Genomic DNA, 22391 nt, shown 5'->3' with positions numbered 1-22391 from the left:
ATGAAACGGAGATGCGTATGAGCCAGATTCTGACCGAGCCCTTCATTCCCTTCAATGCGCCCTATGCCGGTGACGACGACCGGCTGATCCGGCAGTTCGCCGCCCGCACCAGCTTCAGTTCGGCGCAGGACGCGGCAATCGACCAGCGGGCGCGGCGGATGGTCAATGCCATCCGTGACGGGGCCGGCAAGGTCGGCGGCGTCGAGGACTTCTTGCGCGAATACGGGCTTTCGACGCGCGAAGGGCTGGCGCTGATGGTGCTTGCCGAGGCGCTGCTCCGCGTGCCCGATGCCTTGACCCAGGACCGGCTGATCGAGGACAAGCTGCGCGAGGGTGGCTGGAGCACCCATGAGGCTTCCGGCGACAGCTGGTTCGTGTCGGCATCCGCCTGGGCGCTTGCCGTTTCGGCGCGCGTCATCGGCCCGGGCGAAACGCCCGAGGGAATCCTGCGCGGCCTCGTCAAGCGCGTCGGCCTGCCGACCGTGCGTACCGCCACCAAGCAGGCGATGCGTTTCCTCGGCCACCATTTCGTGCTCGGCGAGACGATGAAGGATGCGCTCGTGCGCGCCGCCAAGAGCGAGGAGAAAGGCTACCGCCATTCCTTCGACATGCTGGGCGAGGGCGCCCGCACCGCCGAAGACGCCAAGCGCTATTTCCGCTCCTATGCGGATGCGATCCAGTCGATCGGCGTGCATATGAAAAAACACGGCAAGGGCCGCCAGCTTCCCGACCGGATGGGCATTTCGGTCAAGCTTTCGGCGCTGCATCCGCGCTATCTCGCCACCCACCACGACCGGGTGATGGCCGAACTGGTCCCCGACCTTCTCGACCTCGCCCGGATGGCGAAGGAACACCAGCTCAACTTCACCGTCGATGCGGAAGAGGCCGATCGGCTGGAACTGTCGCTCGACGTGATCGCCGCCGTGTTCTCGGACCCGTCGCTTGCCGGCTGGGACGGCTTTGGCCTGGCGATCCAGGCCTATCAGAAGCGGGCGCCTGCGGTGATCGACTATATCGACCAGCTTTGCACCACCCATGGCCGCCGGATGATGGTGCGGCTGGTCAAGGGCGCCTATTGGGACACCGAGGTGAAGCGGGCGCAGGAGCGTGGGATCGAGGACTATCCGGTCTGGACCCGCAAGCCTGCGACGGACCTTGCCTATCTCGCCTGCGCCCAGCAGCTTCTCGCCAAGCGGGCGCGGATCTTTCCGCAATTTGCGACCCATAACGCGCTGACCGTCTCGACCATTCTGGAGCTTGCCGGTCCCGACCGCACCGGCTTCGAATTCCAGCGGCTGCACGGCATGGGCGAGGCGCTTTACGACGATCTTCTCGAAAGCAACGATCGGATTGCCTGCCGCATCTATGCGCCGGTCGGCGGTTATCGCGACCTGCTCGCCTATCTCGTGCGCCGGCTTCTCGAAAACGGTGCCAACTCCTCGTTCGTCGCTGTTGCCGGCGACCGCCAGGTGCCGGTCGAAAAGCTGCTGGAACGGCCGGCCGCACGGCTCGGCCTCGATGACGGCATCAGCGCGCGGCACAAGCAGATCCCGCTGCCCTCCGACATCTACGGCCGACGCAAGAACAGCGCCGGTTTCGAATTCGGCCACCGGGTCGAACTCGAGCGGCTGATGGCGAGCGTTTCCAGGGCCTGGCCGGAGGTGAAGGCCGGACCGCTGGTGGCGGGCGTTGCTTCCAAGGGCGAGGATAAGCCCGTGCGGTCTCCTGCCGACCGGTCGAAGATCGTCGGCACCGTGCGGGATGCGGCGCCGGCCGATGTGGATGCCGCCTTTGCCGCCGCGGCCAAGGCGTTCCGGGCCTGGTCGCGCCAGCCGGTGGAAATCCGCGCCGCCTGCCTGGAACGGGCCGCCGGGCTGATGGAGGAAAACCGCGACCGGCTGCTGGCGCTTTTGGCCGCCGAGTCCGGCAAGACGCTGGACGACGGCATTGCCGAAATCCGCGAGGCGGTGGATTTCTGCCGCTACTACGCCGACAAGGGCCGCGAGCTGTTCGCCATGCCGACGCCGATGCCGGGACCGACCGGCGAGGACAACCGCCATTTCTGGCGCGGACGTGGGGTGTTCGGGTGCATTTCGCCGTGGAATTTCCCGCTGGCGATCTTCCTCGGGCAGATTTCCGCCGCGCTGGTGGCCGGCAATACGGTGGTCGCAAAGCCGGCGCCGCAGACGCCGCTGATCGCCTACGACGCGATCAAGCTGTTTCACCAGGCAGGTGTTCCGGCCGAGGTGCTGGCGCTGGTGCCGGGTGGCCCGGATGTCGGCTCGGCGATCACGGCGAATCCCAGGCTCGCCGGCATCGCCTTCACCGGCTCGACGAAGACGGCGCATGCGATCAACCGGGCGCTGGCCGCCAAGGACGGGCCGATCGTGCCCTTTATCGCCGAGACGGGCGGCATCAACGCGATGATCGTCGATGCGACGGCACTTTCGGAGCAGGTGGCGGACGATGTGGTCGTTTCCGCCTTCCGCTCGGCCGGCCAGCGCTGCTCGGCGCTGCGCATCCTCTTCCTGCAGGAGGACATCGCCGACGGCATGCTGAAGATGATCGAAGGGGCGGCGGCCGAACTCAATCTCGGCGATCCTGCCAAGCAGAATACCGATGTCGGGCCGATCATCGACGAGAACCAGACGAAGATGCTGGCCGATCACGTCTCCGACATGCGGGCGAAAAAACAGAAGATACGTTATGCCGGAGGCGCGCCGGCGACCGGCAATTTCTTCGCCCCCCATATCATTGAGCTCGACAGTGCCTCGGCGCTGACCAAGGAAGTGTTCGGCCCGGTTCTGCATGTGGTGCGCTGGAAGGCAAAGGAATTCGACAAGGTGCTGGCCGCGATCGATGCCACCGGCTACGGCCTGACGCTCGGCATCCACAGCCGCATCGAGGCGACGATCCGCAAGGTGACGGAGGCGCTCGATACCGGCAATGTCTACGTCAACCGCAACATGATCGGCGCCGTGGTCGGCACCCAGCCCTTTGGCGGCTCCGGCCTTTCCGGCACCGGCTTCAAGGCGGGCGGGCCTGCCTATCTGATGCGGTTTGCCGAAGAGCAGGTGATCTCCGTCAACACGGCTGCCGCCGGCGGCAACGCCAGCCTGATCGCGATCGGGGAGGGGTGAGGAACGGTCCGGCGCAGCCGGAGCAATCGATCCAGTGAATCGATTGCAGTGACGAACGCGCCGAGCCAAAGCGAGGCGCTGGGGCGCGCGACGGCCTGCCGGCAAAACGCTCCGATGGAGCTTTAGAGCGCCGAACGCGCTGAGCCTAGCGAAGCGCCGGGCGGTGGCTGCTTTTCAGGCGGAACACAGTAACCATCCCGGAACCAAAAGGCTCGGAGCGATCCGGGCCTTCTTGCATTGGGGCCTGTTGCATTTTTGTCATGGAACCGTGCTCGCATAAATATGATCATTAGACTCATGTTTTAATAATTGACAATAATACTCATGTTTTCTAATGGCATGAATAAGGCATTTTCTGCCTCCCGCCACATTCTTGCCAGAATTGAAAAGGGCCGCCGCCTTCCGGTGCGTTCGCGCGCGCCAACGGTTTCGTGTGCCCTGTTTGAAAGGATAGTCATGGTCACGCGACGTCTGCGATCCACCCTCGCCACCTGCACCGCGCTCGCGGTGTTTTCCCTCGCCTGCGATGCTGCCGCCCAGCAGCAGACGACGCAGCCGCAGACGGACACGACGCTGAAGCCGATCGTGCTCAAGGGGAAACGGGTGAAGGCGGGGGATCCAGAGAGCACGCCGCTCGCCGCGCAAACCACCGAAGCGCAGATCGAGAACAAGCAGATCCGAAGCATCGAGGACCTGGGCCGCACGATCGATCCGGGCGTGAATTTCAGCCGTGCAACGAACTCGTTGAACATCCGCGGTCTGGAGGGCAGCCGTGTCACGACACTCGTCGACGGCATTCCGCTGACCTACCTGCGTGACAACGCGCGCAGCAATAACGGCGGCGCCGATACCATTGATTTTTTTGCGCTGACGACAGTCAATGTGGTGAAGGGCGGGGATTCGAGCCGTCTGGGCGACGGGGCGCTCGGCGGCGCGCTTCTGGCTCGCACCCTGGAGCCGGAAGATCTCATCGGCGAGGGCAGGGATTGGGGCGGCAAGGTCGGCACCGGCTATGACAGCACGGACAAGAGCTGGTACGGAGGTGCTGCGGTCGCAAAGAAGATCGAGAACACCTCGATCATGTTTCTGGGTACCTACAAGAAGGGGCATGAGCGCCAGAACCACGGTTCGGTCGGCGGCTACGGCCCGACCCGCACGGCGACCAATCCGGCCGACTACGATCAGAGCAACCTGCTGTTCAAGCTGCGTCAGGATACCGAATCCGGTCATCGGTTCGGCTTCACCGCCGAGCGGTTCTCGACCGAGAAGGATATCGATCTGCGCCAGGCGCAGACGCTGACCGGCAACTATCGTCCCGGAAGCCACGAATCCGGCGAAGAAAACCGCCGGACGCGCGTTTCGCTCGACTATGAATACGAAGCGCAGAGCACTGACGGAGTGATCGACGCTGCCCAAGCGACGCTCTACTGGCAGCGTCAGGAGCGGGCGCTTACCCAGGATTCGTTCCGCTTTACGACGGTTCCCGGCGTCTATACGCGCGACAACCAGATAGAAGAAGCTGGCGTCGGCTTTACCGGGTTCCTGGATAACAACTTCCGGATGGGAACGGTCGACCACGTCTTCACGCTCGGCACGAACATCTTCCTGTCGAGGGTCGAGCAATATTCCGCGGGCGTCGATTCATGCCCGGCCGCTCCGCCCTATGGCGGTGTCTTCGCAGGGTGCGGCATGTTGCACACCAACCAGGCGGATATGCCGGATGTGGACAGCACGAAGATCGGCATCTACGCCCAGGACCGCATGGCGTTTGGCGATAGCGGCTTCTCGTTGACGCCAGGCTTGCGTTTCGACTGGTATGATCATTCGCCGAGGGACACCCCTGAGTTCACGAACAATGCATCCAACCCTTCCATGCCCGGCGGTTCGCAGGATAGCGCATTTTCACCCAAGCTGCTGGCCGAATACCAGCTCAATGATGACGTCACGCTTTTCGCCCAATGGGCGATGGGCTTCCGTTCGCCTACGGCGACCGAACTTTATCTGAGCTATGGAAGCGTCGGCAGCTATGCGTCGATCGGCAATCCCGATCTGAAGCCGGAAACCAGCAGCGGGTTCGAAGTGGGCTCGCGCCTCGGCGACGATAATTTCGGCGGTTCGGTGAACTTCTTCTATAACCGCTATAAGAACTTCATCGAAGGGCGGAACCTGACGGCTGCGGAAATCATCGGTCTTGGTCTCAACCCGCTCGACTATCTCTTTGTTCAGCAGCAGATCAACCTCTCGAAGGTGGAAATCTTCGGGGCAGAGTTCTCGGCTCACAAACGCTTCGACAGCGGCTTCAACATCCGCGGCGGGCTGGCATTCACCCGCGGTATCGATCTCGTCAACCACACCCACCTCGCTTCTGTCGCACCGGTCAAGGCAATTGTCGGCGCAGGGTACGAGACCGAGACCTGGGGCGTCGACGTGCTGTGGACAGGTGTCGGCAACGTCTCCTACAAGTCCAGCGCCACCTATAAGGCAGCGGGTTATGGGATTGTCGATCTGACGGCATGGTGGGAGCCCGAGCAAGTCAAAGGCCTGCGCATCAATGCCGGCATCTACAACCTTTTCGACAAGAAGTATTGGGATGCACTAAACAACAAGAGCACGACGGTACCGGCGACCACCGCAGACTACTACTCCGAACCAGGCCGGACGTTCAAAGTCTCGCTCACCCAGCGGTTCTGATCTCAAACATCGGCGGGGGCGCCTGGGGAGGGTGGTGCGAGAAATCGCGCCGCCCTTTTCTTTGTCGGGGAGAAGTTGTGACTGCCGCTCCAGCCGCTATTCCCACATCCCCTTTCCCCCGCTAATCATAACCAAACGGGCATATTTGGGTTCGATGGAAAGAACGGGGAGCGGGGAACGCATGGCAGAGGTCAGATCCGACATCGAAATCGCTCGGGCCGCGAAGAAAAAGCCGATCGTCGAGATCGGCGCCAAGCTCGGGATTCCCGTCGAAGCGCTTGCTCCCTACGGGCACGACAAGGCCAAGGTCGGGGCGGAGTTCATCGCGTCGCTTTCCGAGCGGCGGGACGGCAAGCTGATCCTGGTGACCGCGATCAACCCGACGCCGGCGGGCGAGGGGAAGACGACCACGACCGTCGGCCTCGGCGACGGGCTGAACCGGATCGGCAAGAAGGCGGTGATCTGCGTGCGCGAGCCCTCGCTCGGCCCCTGTTTCGGGGTCAAGGGCGGGGCGGCCGGCGGCGGGTATTCGCAGGTGATCCCGATGGAGGACATCAACCTGCATTTCACCGGCGATTTCCACGCCATCACCTCGGCCCACAACCTGCTGTCGACGATGATCGACAACCATATCTACTGGGGCAATGCCGAGAACATGGATACCCGGCGGATCAGCTGGCGGCGGGTGATGGACATGAACGACCGGGCGCTGCGCCAGACGGTCGTCTCGCTCGGCGGCGTCGCCAACGGTTTTCCGCGCGAGAGCGGTTTCGATATCACCGTTGCCTCGGAAGTGATGGCGATCCTGTGCCTCGCGGCCGACCTCAAGGACCTTGAAAGGCGGCTCGGTGATATCGTCATCGGCTACCGGTTCGACCGCTCGCCGGTTTTCGCCCGCGATCTCAAGGCCGACAAGGCGATGACGGTGCTCCTGAAGGACGCCATGCAGCCGAACCTGGTGCAGACGCTCGAAAACAATCCGGCCTTCGTGCATGGCGGGCCGTTCGCCAATATCGCGCATGGCTGCAATTCGGTGATCGCCACCCGCACGGCGCTGAAGCTCGGCGACTATGTGGTGACGGAAGCGGGTTTCGGGGCGGATCTCGGGGCCGAGAAGTTCTTCGACATCAAGTGCCGCAAGGCGGGACTGAAGCCCGATGCGGCCGTCATCGTCGCCACCGTGCGGGCGCTGAAGATGAACGGCGGGGTAAAAAAAGAGGACCTCGGCCGCGAGAATGTCGAGGCGCTGAAGCGCGGCGCATCCAATCTCGGCCGCCACATTGCCAATGTGCGGAAATTCGGCGTGCCGGTCGTCGTCGCCATCAACCATTTCACCTCGGATACGGAGGACGAGATCGCCGCCGTCAAGGACTACGCGGCGCGGCACGGTGCGGACGGCATCGTCTGCCGGCATTGGGCGGAAGGGTCTGCCGGCATCGAGGAGCTTGCCCTCAAGGTGGTCGAGCTTGCCGAGGGTGGGCAGGCAAAATTCCAGCCGCTTTATCCCGACCACCTGCCGCTTCTCGAAAAGATCGAGATCATCGCCTCGAAGATCTATCACGCCGGCGAAGTCACCACCGATCGGGGTGTGCGCGACCAGCTGAAGGCCTGGGAGGAGCAGGGTTACGGCGACCTGCCGATCTGCATCGCCAAGACGCAATATTCCTTCTCCACCGACCCCGCCCTGCGCGGCGCGCCGGAGGGCCACATCGTGCATGTGCGCGAAGTCAGGCTTTCCGCCGGTGCCGGCTTCGTGGTCGCGATTACCGGCGAGATCATGACCATGCCCGGCCTGCCACGCGTGCCGTCTGCGGAACGGATTTTTCTGAACGAGGACGGTTTCGTGGAGGGGCTGTTCTGAGGGCTTGAGCGCCAGAACCGCCTTGGAGGAGGAGATAGGCCGCGCTGTCGTCTCCATATCAAGGTTTACGCGAGGGGTGCGCGCGTTTTGCGCGCATCAAGGATCGGTGGAAAACCAATTATCGGCAATACCGATATCCGTCCTTCCGCTCCAGCACATCCAGGTGCAGGTGGTTCTGGTGGGCCGCGTCGCTGCCCGGTGACAGGACGGTGGTGAAGTGGAGGCAGGCGCCTGCTGTCGCGGTGCGCTGGAAGGCGCCTTCCATCGTGGAGTCTTCGTCGCGCGGCTTCATCTCCAACTTCTCGCCGTTGTCCAGCTTGAAGGCGGCGACGTCGAAGGCGTTGCCGCGGGCGTGTTCGGAAATCTTCCCCGCCGAGGCGCTGTTGCGCAGGCGGCAGGCATAGGTGGAGCCGGGCACGATGCCGGTGATCCGACGGCCCGGCATGGCGATGTTGAGCGCCGGCTGCACCGTGTCCTTCAGCCAATGCGCCATTGAGGCCGCGGTCTTGCAGCGCATCGTCGCGCCGCCCAGCGAGACGCCGGGCAGTACCTCCGTCACGTCGATCGGACTTTCGATGCCGCAGCCACCGCCTTCGTCGATCGGATCGGTCGGCTCGAACTTGGTGCCGAGCGAGGTGAGTTCGGCAAGGCAGGCCTTGAGCTCTTCGGGGTTTTCCTTGACGAGCGGCGGCGGAGGCGGCGGGGGCGGCGCCTCGGCCTTTTGCTCCTCCGGCTGCTTGCCGTCCGACTTGGGTTCGTTCGGTTTAGCCGCGTCCGGCATGGCCGCATCCTGTCCCGGTGCCACCGGCTGGTCGGGTTTGTCTGCCGGCTGCACATCGGCAGCCGTGGTGCCGGGTTTCGGCAGCGGCTTGGGAACTTCCACCTGATGTGCGGGTTCCGAGGCCGTGCCGGGCTGCTCGACGACAGGCGGGCTTGGGGGCGGGCTCGGCGGATTTTCGCTCGGCCGGTTTTGTGCCACAGGTGGCAGGGCTACAGGTGGCGGGGTCTGAGGCAGCGGGGCTTCCTGAAAGACCGGCTTGTCGGCGGTGTTGTCCGCCTGCTCGGGTGCTTCAGTCGGCTTCGCCGCGTCTCCGACCGGTTTCGGGATCGGCAGGGGAACGTTTGCCAGAGCCGGTGGTTGCGGAACTGCACCGCGCGCCTGGGATCGTGGGGACGCGCGGCGTCGGGGCGACGGATCGCGCGATCCGTCCTGCAGAAGGCGGGTCAGGAAATTCACCTCCACGACGCCCGCCGGAGCACCGGAATGCTGCGCCTGCGGTATCGGTCTTTCGGGCGGCACACCCGCCCCAACGATCAGGGGCAGGCCTGCCAGAATTGCGATCCACGAATGCTGCATGCCGTATCCTTCTCGGCCGCGTTTCCTTGAGCCTTAAGGGACAATAAACGCCGATCGCCGGTTTTGGTCGCATCGTACCTGCAGAATTTCTGTTTGCGGGGCATGGAAATTCGCTTGCGCGGCTCAAAAACCCCAGCTAACAATTCGCCCCATGATGAATTCGATGAACATTGCTAACTGGTGGCCGGCTCGCTCAACGCGGCCTTGACCAGTCATGTCCATCGACAAGACCACAAGCCGCCCGGAACCCGAGGCGGCTTTTTTGTTATCCGCCGCAGAGACCCGGGCAAAGACATTGGAGAGGCAGGACAATGGTAACGATCATTCGGGATGACGGTTCGGAGGTTTACGAGACGAGGGGCGGGATTGCGGTCAGCCGGCAGCGGCGCGCCGCTCCCTATGCGGATGCGATCTCCTCCTATGTCGACAGGCTCGACGAGCGGCGCGGCGCGGTGTTTTCCTCCAATTACGAATATCCTGGCCGTTACACCCGCTGGGACACGGCGATCGCCGATCCGCCGCTCGGGATTTCGTCGAATGGCCGCAAGGTGTGGATCGAGGCCTTCAACGGCCGCGGCGAGGTGCTGCTCGGCTTCGTCGCCGACAAGCTGAAAACCGTGGCCGACCTGACGCTCGGGGCGCGGACCGACCGCCGTCTCGACCTTACCGTCAACGAGCCGACCCGCGTCTTTACCGAGGAAGAGCGCTCGAAGATGCCGACGGTGTTTTCCGTGCTGCGGGCGATCGTCGACCTGTTCCATTCGGAAGCGGATTCGGCAATCGGCCTGTTCGGCGCCTTCGGCTATGACCTCGCCTTCCAGTTCGATGCGATCAAGCTGTCGATGCAGCGGCCGGAAGACCAGCGCGACATGGTTCTGTTCCTGCCCGATGAAATCCTCGTCGTCGATCATCATGCGGCCAAGGCCTGGATCGATCGTTACGACTTTTCCAAGGACGGGGTGACGACGGAAGGCAAGGACCAGGAGATCGCGCCCGATCCCTTCCAGCGCACCGATGCGATCCCGCCGAAGGGCGACCATCGGCCGGGCGAATATGCCGCTCTCGTCACCAAGGCGAAGGAAAGTTTCCGACGCGGCGACCTGTTCGAAGTGGTACCGGGGCAGAAGTTCATGGAGCGCTGCGACTCGAAGCCTTCGGAAATTTCCAACCGGCTGAAGGCGATCAATCCGTCGCCCTATTCCTTCTTCATCAATCTCGGCCACCAGGAATATCTGGTCGGCGCCTCGCCGGAAATGTTCGTGCGGGTGTCGGGCCGGCGCATCGAGACCTGCCCGATCTCCGGCACGATCAAGCGCGGCGAAGATCCGATCGCCGACAGCGAGCAGATCCTCAAGCTCTTGAATTCGAAGAAGGACGAGTCCGAACTCACCATGTGCTCGGATGTCGACCGCAACGACAAAAGCCGTGTCTGCGAGCCGGGTTCGGTGAAGGTGATCGGCCGCCGGCAGATCGAGATGTATTCGCGGCTCATCCATACGGTCGACCATATCGAAGGCCGGCTGCGGCCGGACATGGACGCGTTCGACGGCTTCCTCAGCCATGCCTGGGCCGTCACCGTCACCGGTGCGCCGAAACTGTGGGCGATGCGGTTCATCGAGAACCACGAAAAAAGCCCGCGCGCCTGGTATGGCGGGGCGATCGGCATGGTCGGCTTCAACGGCGACATGAATACCGGGCTGACGCTGCGCACGATCCGCATCAAGGACGGCATTGCCGAAGTGCGTGCCGGCGCGACGCTGCTCAACGACAGCGATCCGAACGAGGAAGAGGCTGAAACCGAACTGAAGGCGTCCGCCATGCTGACAGCGATCCGTGATGCAAGGGCCGGCAATGCCGCCAAGGTCGGCCGCGACGTGGCGCGGGTGGGGCAGGGGGTGAAAATCCTGCTCGTCGACCACGAGGACAGTTTCGTCCACACGCTCGCCAACTATTTCCGCCAGACCGGCGCCACCGTCTCGACGGTTCGCACGCCGGTGCCGGAAGAGGTGTTCGACCGCTTCGATCCCGATCTCGTCGTGCTGTCGCCTGGTCCCGGCAATCCGAAGGATTTCGACTGCAAGGCGACGATCAAGATGGCGCGGTCGAAGGGCCTGCCGATCTTCGGCGTCTGCCTCGGCCTGCAGGCGCTTGCGGAAGCCTATGGCGGGGAACTGAGGCATCTTGCGGTGCCGATGCACGGCAAGCCGTCGCGCATCCGGGTGCTGGAACCGGGCATCGTGTTCTCTGGACTTGCCAAGGAAGTGACGGTCGGGCGCTACCACTCGATCTTCGCCGACCCGAAGACGCTGCATCCGGATTTCATGATCACCGCCGAAAGCGAGGACGGCACGATCATGGGCATCGAGCACGTCAAGGAACCGATCGCTGCTGTGCAGTTCCACCCGGAATCGATCATGACGCTCGGGGGCGACGCCGGCATGCGGATGATCGAAAACGTCGTGGCGCATCTGTCGCGGCGGGCGAAGACCCAGGCGGCGTAAGAATGTTGTCAGAAACAATCCCGATCGAATCCATCCGCGAGGAGCATATCGAGAGTTTTCACAAGGCACTCGACACGGTCTCGCGCGAGCGAAAATACCTGAGCTTCCTGGAGGCGCCGCCGCTTGAAGACGTGCGGCCCTTCGTGCTCGACAACATCGAGAACGGCCATCCACAAGTCGTTGCCGTTGTCGGCAGCGAAGTGGTCGGCTGGTGCGACATCCGCCGGCATTCCCGCCCGACGGCTGCTCATTGCGGCACGCTCGGGATGGGGATCATCCCCGGCTATCGTGACAAGGGGCTTGGCACGCGGCTGATCCGCGCCGCTGTCGGGCAGGCCCGCGAATGCGGCTTCCACCGCGTCGAGCTGCATGTGCATGCCGACAACGTGCGTGCCATCGCGCTCTACGAAAAGGTCGGTTTCGTGCGGGAAGGCGTGGCGCGGGATGCGGTGAAGATCGACGGCCGGTATATCGACAGTATCCGGATGGCGGTGGTTTTCGGGTAGGCTGACAGCACATCGAGGAGGAGGCGGACGTGGCCGCCGCGACGCCATCCGACAAGCCCGGATTATGCCAGCCGGCCCTTTGACAAAGCCGCTCATGTGAGCGATATGCAGGCTAATCGAAACCGCCGCAGCGAGACCATCTCGTTGCGGCGGTTTCGCCGTTTTGGGCCTTCGGTCCTGCAAATCATTCGCACGCGCAAAAAGGAAGACATCGTGGCGAGGGAAGTCAAAATCGTCGAGCGGCTGGCCTTCTGGGGCATGCCGCTGTCGCTCGGCGTCATGTCCTTGAAGATGCTGGCCTGGTGGGTGACGGGCTCCGTCGCGCTGCTCTCGGACGGGCTCGAATCCTTAGTCAACGTCGCCGCCGCCTTCATCGCCTATTTCGTGATCCGCTATGCGCAGCGGCCGGCCGACCACGACCATCAGTTCGGCCATCACAAGGCGGAATATATGTCGGCGGTGGTCGAAGGCGCGCTGATCATCGTTGCGGCGATCCTGATCATCAGCGAAGCCTGGGACGGGCTGTCTGCGCCGAGACTTCCGGATGCGCCGGTGCTCGGCCTTGCGATCAACGGGCTTGCGGCGGTCATCAATGCATTGTGGGCCACAACCCTGATCCGGGTCGGCACCACCCATTATTCGCCGGCGATGGCGGCCGACGGCCAGCATATCATGTCCGACGTGGTCACCTCGGCCGGGGTCTTCGTCGGCCTCATCCTGGCTATTGCAACAGGGTATGCGATCCTCGATCCGGTACTTGCCATCCTGGTCGCGATCAACATTCTCTGGCAAGGCTACAAGGTGATCACCCATTCCATCGGAGGGCTGATGGACCGGGCGCTGGAGCCGGACGAGGAGGCGGCGGTGCGCGAGGCGATCGCAACCCATTCAGTCGGCGCGCTCGGCGTCCATGATCTCAAGTCGCGCCGGGCCGGGGCAGCGGTTTTCATCGATTTTCATCTGGTCGTGCCGGCGGATATGAGCGTCGAAGAGGCACATGCGATCTGCGACCGCTTGGAAGATGCGATCAAAGAGATTATTGCGGGCTCCACATTGGCGATCCATGTGGAGCCCGAAAGCGAAAATCCACATGGACAGAAGGTCGAATTCGAAGGAACAGGCAAATGACGATGACGGATGTCAGCGGGCTCTCGCAGCTCGGATCCCAGGTGGAGGCTCCGCAGAGCCCCGAAACCGCGGTGCTGGAAAAGGTACCGAACGGCAACCAGGGCACCGATTACGTGGTGCGCTTCACGGCGCCCGAGTTTACTTCGCTCTGCCCGATGACCGGCCAGCCGGACTTCGCCCATATCGTCATCGATTATATTCCGGACGGGTTCCTGGTGGAATCGAAGTCGCTGAAACTGTTCCTGCATTCGTTCAGGAACCACGGTGCGTTCCACGAGGACTGCTCGATCTATATCGCCAAGCGGATCGTCGACCTGCTCGCCCCGAAGTGGCTGAGGATCGGTGCCTACTGGTATCCGCGCGGCGGCATCCCGATCGACGTGTTCTGGCAGACGGGCGAGGCCCCGGCCGGCGTGTGGCTGCCGGAGCAGGGGGTTGCGACGTATCGAGGACGTGGGTAGCGGGAAGACCCCTCCCCACAAGGGGCAGGGTCCTAACCCGCGTCAGCGCTCCTGCCCTTGGTTCAAATCAATTCGTTGGGAAGGGCTAATGGTAATTGGGGGCGCGAAGAGTCCAACCTACACGTCCATCGAATCATCGCTGCCCAAGTCGCTGTTGTCGAAATCCGCCTGGTCGTCGGAAAAATCGTCATCGACGTAATCGGCCTGTTGCCAACCGGCGTTCGAGCCGGAATTGTCGGCTGCGTCATTGGTGTTGGCGGCGGCGCTCTTGTCATCCGAGGCCTGGCGGATCGCGTCATCGCCGAAATAGTTGTTGTTGATGACGGTTTCCTCGGCCGGGGCGGTGCCGCTTCCGAACGGGTTCGCACCGGCGAGGGGCGAGCCCCAGCCGAGCGAGTTCATGTGGCTGCCGAAAATGCCCGACAGCGAATTGGCGAGCAGCATGCCGCCCGCGACGCCGGCTGCGGTGCCGAGCGCGCCGCGCAAAAAGCTGCCGCCGGCCGACGGGGCTGACATCTGGCCGCTCCAGGGGGCGGCGGACGGCGGGGGCGTCCGATAACCGTCGTCATAATCGCTGCCGGTGCGGTAGTTCTGGCGCGGGGCGCTGCCCCACGGACCTGATTGGGGAGCGGGTCGGATGCCGGGCTGTGGAATCGAGGACTGCTGGGCCTGGCCGGTGCCGAAGATCGAGCTCAGGAAACCGCCGCTCTGTTCGGCGCGGTGATGTTCGCTTGTCTCCGCTTCGAGCTGGTGGACGCGGTCTTCCAGTTCCCGGATGCGGTTGGCGGCGGCTTCCAGGCCTTTTTCCTGCACGATGACGGCCTGGGCCAGATAGTAGGTGGCGTAGGGCTGTTCGCGGGTGGCCTGGTCGATGAGCGTTTCGGCGTCACGGTCGCGCGGGGTTGCGGCGGCGGTGCGGACGCGGTCGAAAAGGGCGGTCAGAAGCTGGCGTTCTTCCGGTGACATGCTTGCCTCCTTGCAGGCGTTTGCCATGCACAAGAAGGTAGGCAGCGATTCCGGCATTTCAAAGCCGGAATCCCTTACATTTCGGTAATCTTCGGGCTCAGCCGAAGGCCAGCGACAGGCCTAGAAGCGCGGTCGCAGCGCCGAGGATACGGGCGATATAAGGGCTGAAGCGGGCAATGCCGAGGCCGAGCGCGATGCCGGCTGAATGCAGGAGGGCGGTGGCGATCATGAAACCGATGCCGAACCGCACTGCGCCTGCCGAGCCGAGTTCACCGCCATGGGCGTGGCCGTGGAACAGCGCAAAAACGCCGACGACGGCCGCTGCCGCCGAAACCGGCAGTTTCACGGCGGTCGCGACGAGCAGACCGAGGCCGATCACCGACGCGAGGATCGCCGGTTCGACGAAGGGGAGGCTGACGCCACCGAGGGCGAGGAGGAAGCCGGCGGCCATGGTGCCGACGAAAGCCAGGGGGACGATCCACAGCGCATTTCGGTTGTTCGCCGTTCCGATCTGCGCCGCCCACAGGCCTACTGCAACCATGACCAGGATATGGTCGGCGCCAAAAAGCGGATGGGAGAAACCGGCGAGAAACGAGCCATGCTCGGCGGGATTGAGGTGCGCAAAGGCCGGCACTGTGGCGGCGGCAAGAACGGCGGCGGTGAGCGAAAGGCGTTTCAGCATTTGGGTCCCCTGGAAATTATGTGCATGCGGAATGACTTGCGAAGATAGGCAAGCGCCCGGTGGCTGTCCATCGCAATTGCGGCGGCTGGAGGCTCGGTAACTACGTCATTCACCTTAGTCCGTGGAAGGTTCCGTCTTAGACTCTACGCTCCATTGTTTTACGGCGGCGAACACATTATGTCCGGTATATGAATCTGATGCAGGAGACTCTCAGCGTGCTCGACGACGAAGACGACAAGGACGACAAGACCAAGGAACTGCCGCTCGGCAAGGAAACGGAAGCGAATCTTTTCAAGTCGCGTTCGATCTTCATCTATGGGACGATTACCCAGGAACTGGCGCAGAAGGTCAACACGCAGCTCGTGGCGCTTGCCGCGGCCAGCGACGACGACATCCGCGTCTATGTGAGCTCGCCCGGCGGCCACGTGGAATCGGGCGATTCGATCCACGACATGATCAGGTTCATCAAGCCGAAGGTCTGGATGATCGGTACGGGCTGGGTCGCATCGGCCGGTGCGCTGATCTACGTGTCCGTTCCGAAGGAGCGCCGCATCTGCTTGCCGAACACCCGCTTCCTGCTTCATCAACCGTCCGGCGGCACTCGCGGCATGGCATCCGACATCGAGATCCAGGCCCGCGAGATCATCAAGATGAACGAGCGGCTGAACAGGATCTTTGCGGAAGCAACCGGCCAGTCGGTCGAAAAGATCGCCAAGGACACCGACCGCGACTACTGGCTGTCGGCCGAAGAAGCCAAGACCTACGGCTTGGTTTCGAGGATCGTGACGTCGCAGAGCGAAATCTGATCTTTCGCCGCCATTTGTGAATTGAATAGCCCCGCCGGTTGCCGCCGGCGGGGCTTTTTGTTGTTTGCGGCTCTCGTGTATCGAGGATGGCGCCTGCGGTTCAGGCGACCTGCGGACGCCAGGCGATGACGCCTTCCGTGCGGGCGCGGACGTCGGGAGCGGCAAGGCAGGTGGCGACGGCCTCGTAACCCGGTGCACCCGGGACGGGTGCGACGCGGCTCGGGGGGCTGTGGTTGGCGGGGCAAAGGATGATCGCCTCGTCCGGTCCGACGGCGCCGAGATCGAGGATCGCCGAGGAGCGGGTCATGATGAAGAGCGGGCAGGCGCCGGGACGGCGGTTGCGCAGATAGGCCGAGACCGCCTCCTGCGATGGCTGGTCCAGACCCTGCTCGATCATGTCGATGACCGGGATGCGGGCCGCGTCGGCTTCGATGGCGACGAGGAGGGCGGTGAGGGCAGGCGTTGCCGTAGCGCCCTCCTCGACAAGCCAGGCGAGCGATTGCTCGACGCGTAGCTTCAGCGCCGGATCGGTTTCCATTCCTGCCCGGGCTTCGGCGGCGTCGTTGGCGGCGCGATCGAGACCTACGAAGATCGCGCCCGGAAGATGTTCGGCGATTGCCTTGGAGAATCTGGTCTTGCCGCTGCCGAGCGGGCCGATGATGTAGTTGAGCGGCCTCACATCCCTAAGCTCGAAGGGTTCGCCGCCCCAGGGCCAGGGGAGATTGAACGCTGCCGCGATCTCGGCCGCCGGACGCGTCAGACGCGTCAACTCGTTGGCCCGGGGCGACTCGCCGCCGGCAAGGCCCGTGCGCAGGCTGCGGACTTTTTCTACCGTCTCGGCGATCCGGCGGGCCTCCGTTTCAAGCCGCGCCTGATGGACGGCAAGCGCGGGAGCAAGGTCCTGCGCGTCGCCTTTCAGCACCCGCGCCACCTGTGCGAGGCTGAGGCCAAGGGCTCGCAACGCGGCGATCTCGCCGGCGCGGGCCATTTCGTGCGGGCCGTAGGCCCGCCATCCGGCCGCGGTGCGCACCGGGGCGATCATGCCGCGCTGTTCATAGAGGCGCAGCGCCTTCGGGGAAATGCCGAGCCGTTCGGCGGCGTCGGACGGGTTCAGGTAGTGTGCGGAAGAACTCAAGGAATCACCTCGTCGGTTGTTGACCGCTCCTCCTATCGGGGCAGCCCCAGGGGCCGGGTCAACATCTGTTTTGCGAGGCGCGATTTTTTCCGAACGCGGTTCGCTCAGCGGACCAGCGCCGCCGATGGCGCGAACCACGTATGGTTGCCTGCCCGCCAGTCCGTCGCGAATGTGATGAACTCGTCGGCCGGCATCGGTTTTGCGAAGACGTATCCCTGCAGGGTCTGGCAGCCGAGGCTGCGCAGGATGTCCACATGCGCTGCCGTCTCCACCCCTTCGGCGACGATCTCGATGCCCTGGGAGCGGCCGATCTCGATGATCGAGGCGACCAGTCGGCGCTGCGAGCCGGCGGCTTCGAGCGGCGCAATCAGCTTGCGGTCGATTTTCAGCCGCTTGGGCCCGAGTTCGAGAAGGCTGACGATCGAGGCATGGCCGGTGCCGAAATCATCGATTTCGATATCGATCCCGAGCGCCTTGAGGTCGAGAATGGCGGATCTCAGGTCCTTGTCCTGATCCTCGAAGGAGATCGATTCGAGAAGTTCGAACGAAAGGGTCCCGGGCGCGATCGGCAGTTCGGCCAGTCGTTTGAACAGCCTCTCGTCCTTCAGGCGCTGCGCCGAGATGTTGACGGAAAGATGCGGGATATCGAGCCCGAGCGCGCTCCATCTCGCCGATTGGAAGAGCGCCTTTTCCAGAATGATCGCATCGATATCGGCCGACCGGTGCAGGCTCTCGGCAATCGCCAGGAAACTGTCCGGTGCCAGCAGGCCGCGTTTGGGATGCTGCCAGCGCGCCAGCGCCTCGACGCCGACTATGGCGAGCGAATGCGCATCGAACTGAGGCTGGAAAAAGGGGATGATCTGGTCGCCTTCGAGCGCGCTCAGGAACTCGTCGGACATGCGCTTGCGCAGCACAACCGCCGAGCGCAGTTCCTTCGAGAAAACCTCGACTCGGTTGCGGCCGCGCTTCTTGGCTTCATAGAGCGCGATATCGGCATTGATTAGCAGCTGGCTCAGTTCCTCGCCGGCTGCAGACTGGCAGGCGATGCCGGCGCTGCAGCCGATGCGACATTCATGCCCGCCGATATCGATGGGGCGGGCAAGGGTATTGACGATCGACTGGGCGAGGTATTCGGCCCGGCGCTGCGGTTCCGGCCCCCCGGTCACGACGACGAATTCGTCACCGCCGATGCGCGAGGCGAACTCGTCGTGGTCGATCAGTTCGAGCAGGCGGGACGTGGCCGCCTTCAGGACCGCGTCGCCCGCCGCATGGCCAAGCGTGTCGTTGACCTCCTTGAAGCGGTCGAGATCGATGTGGATGAATGCCAGCCGGTGACCTGCAGCCTGGTTCTCTCCGGCGGTCATGAACTGGTCGAGGAAGCGCCGGTTCGGCAGGCCGGTCAGGGCGTCGTGCAGCGACTGATGTTCGAGCGTGCGCCTTGCCGAACGCAGTTCGTCGTTCTGCAACTCGGCCTTCGTCTGGGCCTGCCGCAGTTCGGAATGCAGCGTAACGTCCCTGGTGACGTCCCAGTTGGCGCCGACCACCCGCTTGACGCCTGCCGCGGTCCGGTAGGTGGCTCCGTGCGCACGGATGTGACGGATCTCGCCGTTGCGGGAGACGACGCGGAATTCGGTACGGTAGCTCGTTTCATCCTCGAGCGTCTTGCGGAAGCAGGCCTCGGCGGCTTCCATGTCGTCGGGATGCAGCGCATCGCGCCAGTCCACGTATTCGCGGACATCCCTGTCCGGCGCGTCGTAGAGCTCGCACATGCGCTGGTCCCAGATCAGCGTGTCGGTCGAAGGTTCATATTCCCAGACGCCGACGCCGGAGGCCTGAAGCGCAAGTTCGAGGCGCTGGGACAGCGTTTCCAGCTGTTCCTCGCGCTGCTGCAGGGTGAGGATGTGGCCGTGGCGCTGTTTCATCAACAGCCCGGCCCAGAAGAGCGGGGCGGCGACGCAGAAGGCGATCAGAAGGGCGGTGATCCGGAAGCTGAACATGTCCGGCGGAGAGCTCTGCCACCCGTCTTTCGGGACTGCGGCGAGGTACCAGGTGTCGTAGCCAAGCTCGATCCTCGATCTGACCGGGTCTTGCGAAAATATAGCGCCGTTTCCGAGGAATATGTCGCGCTCGGCGGGGATGGGCCGCTGCGAGATTGCGATGTCCAGCGCCTGGCGCTGAGTATTGACGTTGCTGTCCGCGTAGAGCCTGTCGAGGTCGATGACCGCCGAGACGACGCCCCAGAACCGCCCGTTGGCAAGCGAAAAGACCGGATAGCGGGCAATCAGCCCCCGGCCGCCCTGTACCAGATTGACCGGGCCGGTGATGACGAGCGTCCGCCGCTCCACGGCTCTCATCACGGCATCACGCTGGAGCTCGTTGGTGCGGTAGTCGAGGCCGAGGGCCTTCTTGTTCGCCTCTTCGGGGTAGACGAGGCCGACGACCAGGTCCTTGGCTGCGACGACGTTGCGCAGCTGGGACGGAACCCCGAAAATCCGCTCGGAGAGTGCGGTGAATTGCGGCTGGTTGATGTTCGGATTGGCGGCAATCGCGGCGATGAGCCCATAGATCAGGTTGACGTTGCCACGGATATTGGTCTCCAGGCTGGCCGCAACCCGGGCCAGTTGCTCGGCTGCCTTGACCTGCTGCGCCACGTGGTATTGTTCGCGTTTTTCGATATCGGCGCGGACCACCCCAACCAAGAGGCCGGCAACAGCAAGGATGGCCGGAAAGAAATAGCCGAGGCCGAAGAACCGAAGGCCAGACGATTTCGATATGAAGGGCAGCAAGGTCATGGAGATTTCCGATGGTGTCCCTCACTGTCGCCGACAAAATTTAAGATTGTCTAATTTATCCTCGCATCAGTTAGATTTGGCGCGGATATCGCCGATCCAAAGACCGGCAGGACGGGAAAAACGCTTGCCGCATCGACCATCGCCACTGGCGCCCCCAAAGACGACGCCTTTCGCGTCATCCGGGTGCAACCTTGCCTCCAACTTCGGCGATCTCGTCCCGCCGCCTGGCCGCATCGACGCATGGGAACTGCCTATACCGGCGCGCGCTCCGGTACTGCCGGCCGGCGGCCGAACACGGCGACGGAATCGTATTTCTTTTCGTCGGAGGCAAACGCCGTCGAAAGGAGAAGCTGGATCGACCGCAGCAACGTATGCCGCTTGCCTGAAGGACGGGGGGTATATTCGCGGGTCCGGTCGTAGATCGAGGCCTCCCATTGCCGCCAGCTTGCATGGTGGTGGCGGGTATAACCCATGTACTGGAAGCCGGAGAAGGTGAAGCCGCCCAGGCCGATCACCTTGCGAAGACAGGCGGGCGTAAAGAAATAGAGATGACGCGGCGCGTCGAACATGGCCGAGCAGACGCCGAGGCTTTTGAAATGGGTGGCCGCGCAGTTGGGCACTTCGCAGAACAGTATCCCACCCGGGCGCGTCAGGAAGAAGGCCTTCTGAAGCGCCAGGATCGGGTCGCGGCAATGTTCCAGCACATGGCGCATGATCACGAGATCGCAGCTCTGTCCCTTGAGATCGGCCGGAAGCTCCTCGCAGGTGCCCGCAAGCACCGTGACGCCCGCCTTGGCCGCCTCGGCTCTTGCCGCTGCATCCGGCTCGACGCCGAGGACGTTGAAGCCGAGCGCCTTGAAACGGCCGAGGAGCTCACCGCCGCCGCAGCCGAGGTCGCATATCGAGGCGCCTGGCGGCAGATCCTCGGCGATGCGCTCGGGATCGAGCGACCGGCCCTTGTCGAGGCGCCAGGCTGCGTGGAGCAGCGCCCTGTCGACGAGGGTTTGATCGACCTCCGTAAGATGGCCCTGTCCGTGGGTGTAATACCGGGCGGTATCGTAAAAAGACGGAATTTCTTCCGGGCGGGGCATGGGGCTTACGGCGCCGAGCCCGCATTCCGTGCAGACCACGAAGTCTTTATACGGGTTTTCGGCGCCCTTGATCGGGTCGAGTGGCATATATGTCCACGGGGCAGTCTGCCCCCCGCAGGAAAAGCAGGTCATCTCGTGCTCCGCAAAGGTGGTAGCAATTTGCCGACGATATCGATCTTCAACAACATGCCTAAAGTGATGATCTACCGATGGGGTATGTGGTTCTACCTGGGAATGACGCTTGCCGATCCGCGTGTGTCGCCGATGCTCAGCATTCTGTTTTGTACTGGAGGGGATTTCGGCCGTGCCTATGCGGGGCTGATCCGGTTCCGGCCGGCACGCTTGGAAAGGTAGAGGCCGTCGTCGGCGCGCTTCAGAATGTCCTCGAAGGAAGCATCCGCCGGCAGAAATTCGCTCAAGCCGCCGCTGATCGTGGCGTGATGGCCAAGCGCCTCCCGGACCTCGGTGGCGACGCGCTGGCGCAGCCGGTTGGCGATGACGATGCCATGCTCCTGCCGGGTGGCGGGCATGACCACGACGAACTCGTCGCCGCCGAGGCGGGCGAGAAAGTCGGTCTTGCGCAATTCCAGGCGACAGACGCTAGCGATCGCTTTCAGAACCGCATCGCCGACCGCATGGCCGAAGTCGTCGTTGACGGTCTTGAAGTGATCGATGTCGAACATGAACACGGATGTCGGGATATGCTCGTCGCGAAAAAGCTCGAACTTCAGGGCGAGCACGTCCATCAGCTTTCGGCGGTTGAAGAAGCCGGTCAGCGCATCGGTCTCGCTTTGGTGGCGCAACTGGTTCTCGACGGCGTTCTTTTCCGTGATGTTGCTGGCGACCCAGACGATCGCATCCTCGCCGTCGACCTGAAAATCAAGCGCTTGCAAGCGTCCCTCGAACCAGATCGAGTGGGCGGGGCCGTCGTTCTGCAGCCCCTTCACGTCGCTGCCGGAGAGGCTGTATTCGACGATATGCAGGGCACGCGATGCGAGCGCCTTTTCGATCTCCCGCACAAAGCGCTGCGCCTTCTCGACGACGAGGACATCGTAGAGGCTCTTGCCGACGAGATGGCTGCCCTCGTGATAATACCGGGTGTCCTTGCCGCCGAAAAGTGCGGCATAGCGGCCGCTGCGGGTCAGGACGAAGCATGGATCCGGGAGTGCCGACAGAATGAAATAAAGCTGATCGCGGGAAAAGGCGGTTTCCTGTCCGATCTCGATCGCTGGCGCAAGGTGAGCTGCCGTCATTGCGTTTCCCGGGCGTTGATG

General features: G+C 63.4%; 15 protein-coding genes. 8 read left to right on the top strand and 7 right to left on the bottom strand.

Annotation, left to right across the window (positions count from 1 at the left end):
* Positions 1 to 17 precede the first annotated feature (17 nt).
* The 3 genes from putA (at position 18) to GQ59_RS00970 (ending at position 7692) form a co-directional block, all read left to right on the top strand.
* Positions 18 to 3140 (top strand): bifunctional proline dehydrogenase/L-glutamate gamma-semialdehyde dehydrogenase PutA, encoded by a 3123-nt coding sequence (gene putA / locus GQ59_RS00980; protein ID WP_037076437.1) that lies wholly within the window; start codon positions 18 to 20, stop codon positions 3138 to 3140.
* Positions 3141 to 3596: 456 nt separating this feature from the next.
* On the top strand, positions 3597 to 5831 hold the full coding sequence (locus tag GQ59_RS00975; RefSeq protein WP_037076436.1) for a TonB-dependent hemoglobin/transferrin/lactoferrin family receptor: 2235 nt from the start codon (positions 3597 to 3599) through the stop codon (positions 5829 to 5831).
* Positions 5832 to 6012: 181 nt separating this feature from the next.
* The gene (locus GQ59_RS00970) at positions 6013 to 7692 is read left to right on the top strand and encodes a formate--tetrahydrofolate ligase (RefSeq protein WP_037076435.1); all 1680 of its coding nucleotides are present in this window, start codon (positions 6013 to 6015) and stop codon (positions 7690 to 7692) included.
* Between the two features lie 118 nt (positions 7693 to 7810).
* On the opposite strand, the gene GQ59_RS00965 is transcribed toward GQ59_RS00970, so the two are convergent.
* Positions 7811 to 9049 (bottom strand): extensin family protein, encoded by a 1239-nt coding sequence (locus GQ59_RS00965; protein WP_051903723.1) that lies wholly within the window; start codon positions 9047 to 9049, stop codon positions 7811 to 7813.
* Positions 9050 to 9360: 311 nt separating this feature from the next.
* On the opposite strand from GQ59_RS00965, the gene GQ59_RS00960 reads away from it, so the two are divergent.
* From GQ59_RS00960 to queF, 4 genes are all read left to right on the top strand, one after another.
* Positions 9361 to 11550 carry an anthranilate synthase gene (locus tag GQ59_RS00960; RefSeq protein WP_037076432.1) on the top strand — a complete coding sequence of 730 codons (2190 nt, stop codon included), beginning with the start codon at positions 9361 to 9363 and terminating at the stop codon, positions 11548 to 11550.
* A 2-nt stretch (positions 11551 to 11552) separates the two neighbouring features.
* The gene (locus GQ59_RS00955) at positions 11553 to 12056 is read left to right on the top strand and encodes a GNAT family N-acetyltransferase (protein ID WP_037076429.1); all 504 of its coding nucleotides are present in this window, start codon (positions 11553 to 11555) and stop codon (positions 12054 to 12056) included.
* Between the two features lie 213 nt (positions 12057 to 12269).
* Positions 12270 to 13184: a cation diffusion facilitator family transporter gene (locus tag GQ59_RS00950; RefSeq protein ID WP_037078025.1), complete on the top strand. Its 915-nt coding sequence runs from the start codon at positions 12270 to 12272 to the stop codon at positions 13182 to 13184.
* Positions 13181 to 13645, top strand: a complete 465-nt coding sequence (gene queF, locus GQ59_RS00945) for a preQ(1) synthase (protein ID WP_037076427.1) — start codon at positions 13181 to 13183, stop codon at positions 13643 to 13645. Before GQ59_RS00950 ends, queF begins: the two co-directional genes overlap by 4 nt.
* A 117-nt stretch (positions 13646 to 13762) precedes the next feature.
* Here the strand turns inward: queF and GQ59_RS00940 are convergent, their stop codons facing one another.
* Both GQ59_RS00940 and GQ59_RS00935 read right to left on the bottom strand, forming a co-directional pair.
* Positions 13763 to 14611 carry a DUF2076 domain-containing protein gene (locus tag GQ59_RS00940; RefSeq protein ID WP_037078023.1) on the bottom strand — a complete coding sequence of 283 codons (849 nt, stop codon included), beginning with the start codon at positions 14609 to 14611 and terminating at the stop codon, positions 13763 to 13765.
* Between the two features lie 97 nt (positions 14612 to 14708).
* Positions 14709 to 15293 (bottom strand): HupE/UreJ family protein, encoded by a 585-nt coding sequence (locus GQ59_RS00935; protein WP_037076425.1) that lies wholly within the window; start codon positions 15291 to 15293, stop codon positions 14709 to 14711.
* Positions 15294 to 15508: 215 nt separating this feature from the next.
* Between GQ59_RS00935 and GQ59_RS00930 the strand changes: the two genes are divergently transcribed.
* Positions 15509 to 16099 (top strand): ATP-dependent Clp protease proteolytic subunit, encoded by a 591-nt coding sequence (locus tag GQ59_RS00930; RefSeq protein ID WP_244447884.1) that lies wholly within the window; start codon positions 15509 to 15511, stop codon positions 16097 to 16099.
* Positions 16100 to 16199: 100 nt separating this feature from the next.
* Here the strand turns inward: GQ59_RS00930 and GQ59_RS00925 are convergent, their stop codons facing one another.
* From GQ59_RS00925 to GQ59_RS00910, 4 genes are all read right to left on the bottom strand, one after another.
* Positions 16200 to 17234 (bottom strand): MerR family transcriptional regulator, encoded by a 1035-nt coding sequence (locus tag GQ59_RS00925; RefSeq protein ID WP_037076423.1) that lies wholly within the window; start codon positions 17232 to 17234, stop codon positions 16200 to 16202.
* Between the two features lie 104 nt (positions 17235 to 17338).
* On the bottom strand, positions 17339 to 20026 hold the full coding sequence (locus tag GQ59_RS00920; protein ID WP_051903721.1) for a bifunctional diguanylate cyclase/phosphodiesterase: 2688 nt from the start codon (positions 20024 to 20026) through the stop codon (positions 17339 to 17341).
* A 251-nt stretch (positions 20027 to 20277) separates the two neighbouring features.
* Positions 20278 to 21249: a class I SAM-dependent methyltransferase gene (locus tag GQ59_RS00915; RefSeq protein ID WP_084682928.1), complete on the bottom strand. Its 972-nt coding sequence runs from the start codon at positions 21247 to 21249 to the stop codon at positions 20278 to 20280.
* A gap of 176 nt (positions 21250 to 21425) precedes the next feature.
* On the bottom strand, positions 21426 to 22370 hold the full coding sequence (locus GQ59_RS00910; protein ID WP_051903778.1) for a sensor domain-containing diguanylate cyclase: 945 nt from the start codon (positions 22368 to 22370) through the stop codon (positions 21426 to 21428).
* Between the last annotated feature and the right edge of the window lie 21 nt (positions 22371 to 22391).

It is taken from the genome of Neorhizobium vignae (assembly GCF_000732195.1).
GTDB lineage: Bacteria > Pseudomonadota > Alphaproteobacteria > Rhizobiales > Rhizobiaceae > Neorhizobium > Neorhizobium vignae.
The sequence above is the reverse complement of the archived record's forward strand: the minus strand, read 5'-3'. Positions and strand labels throughout refer to the sequence as shown.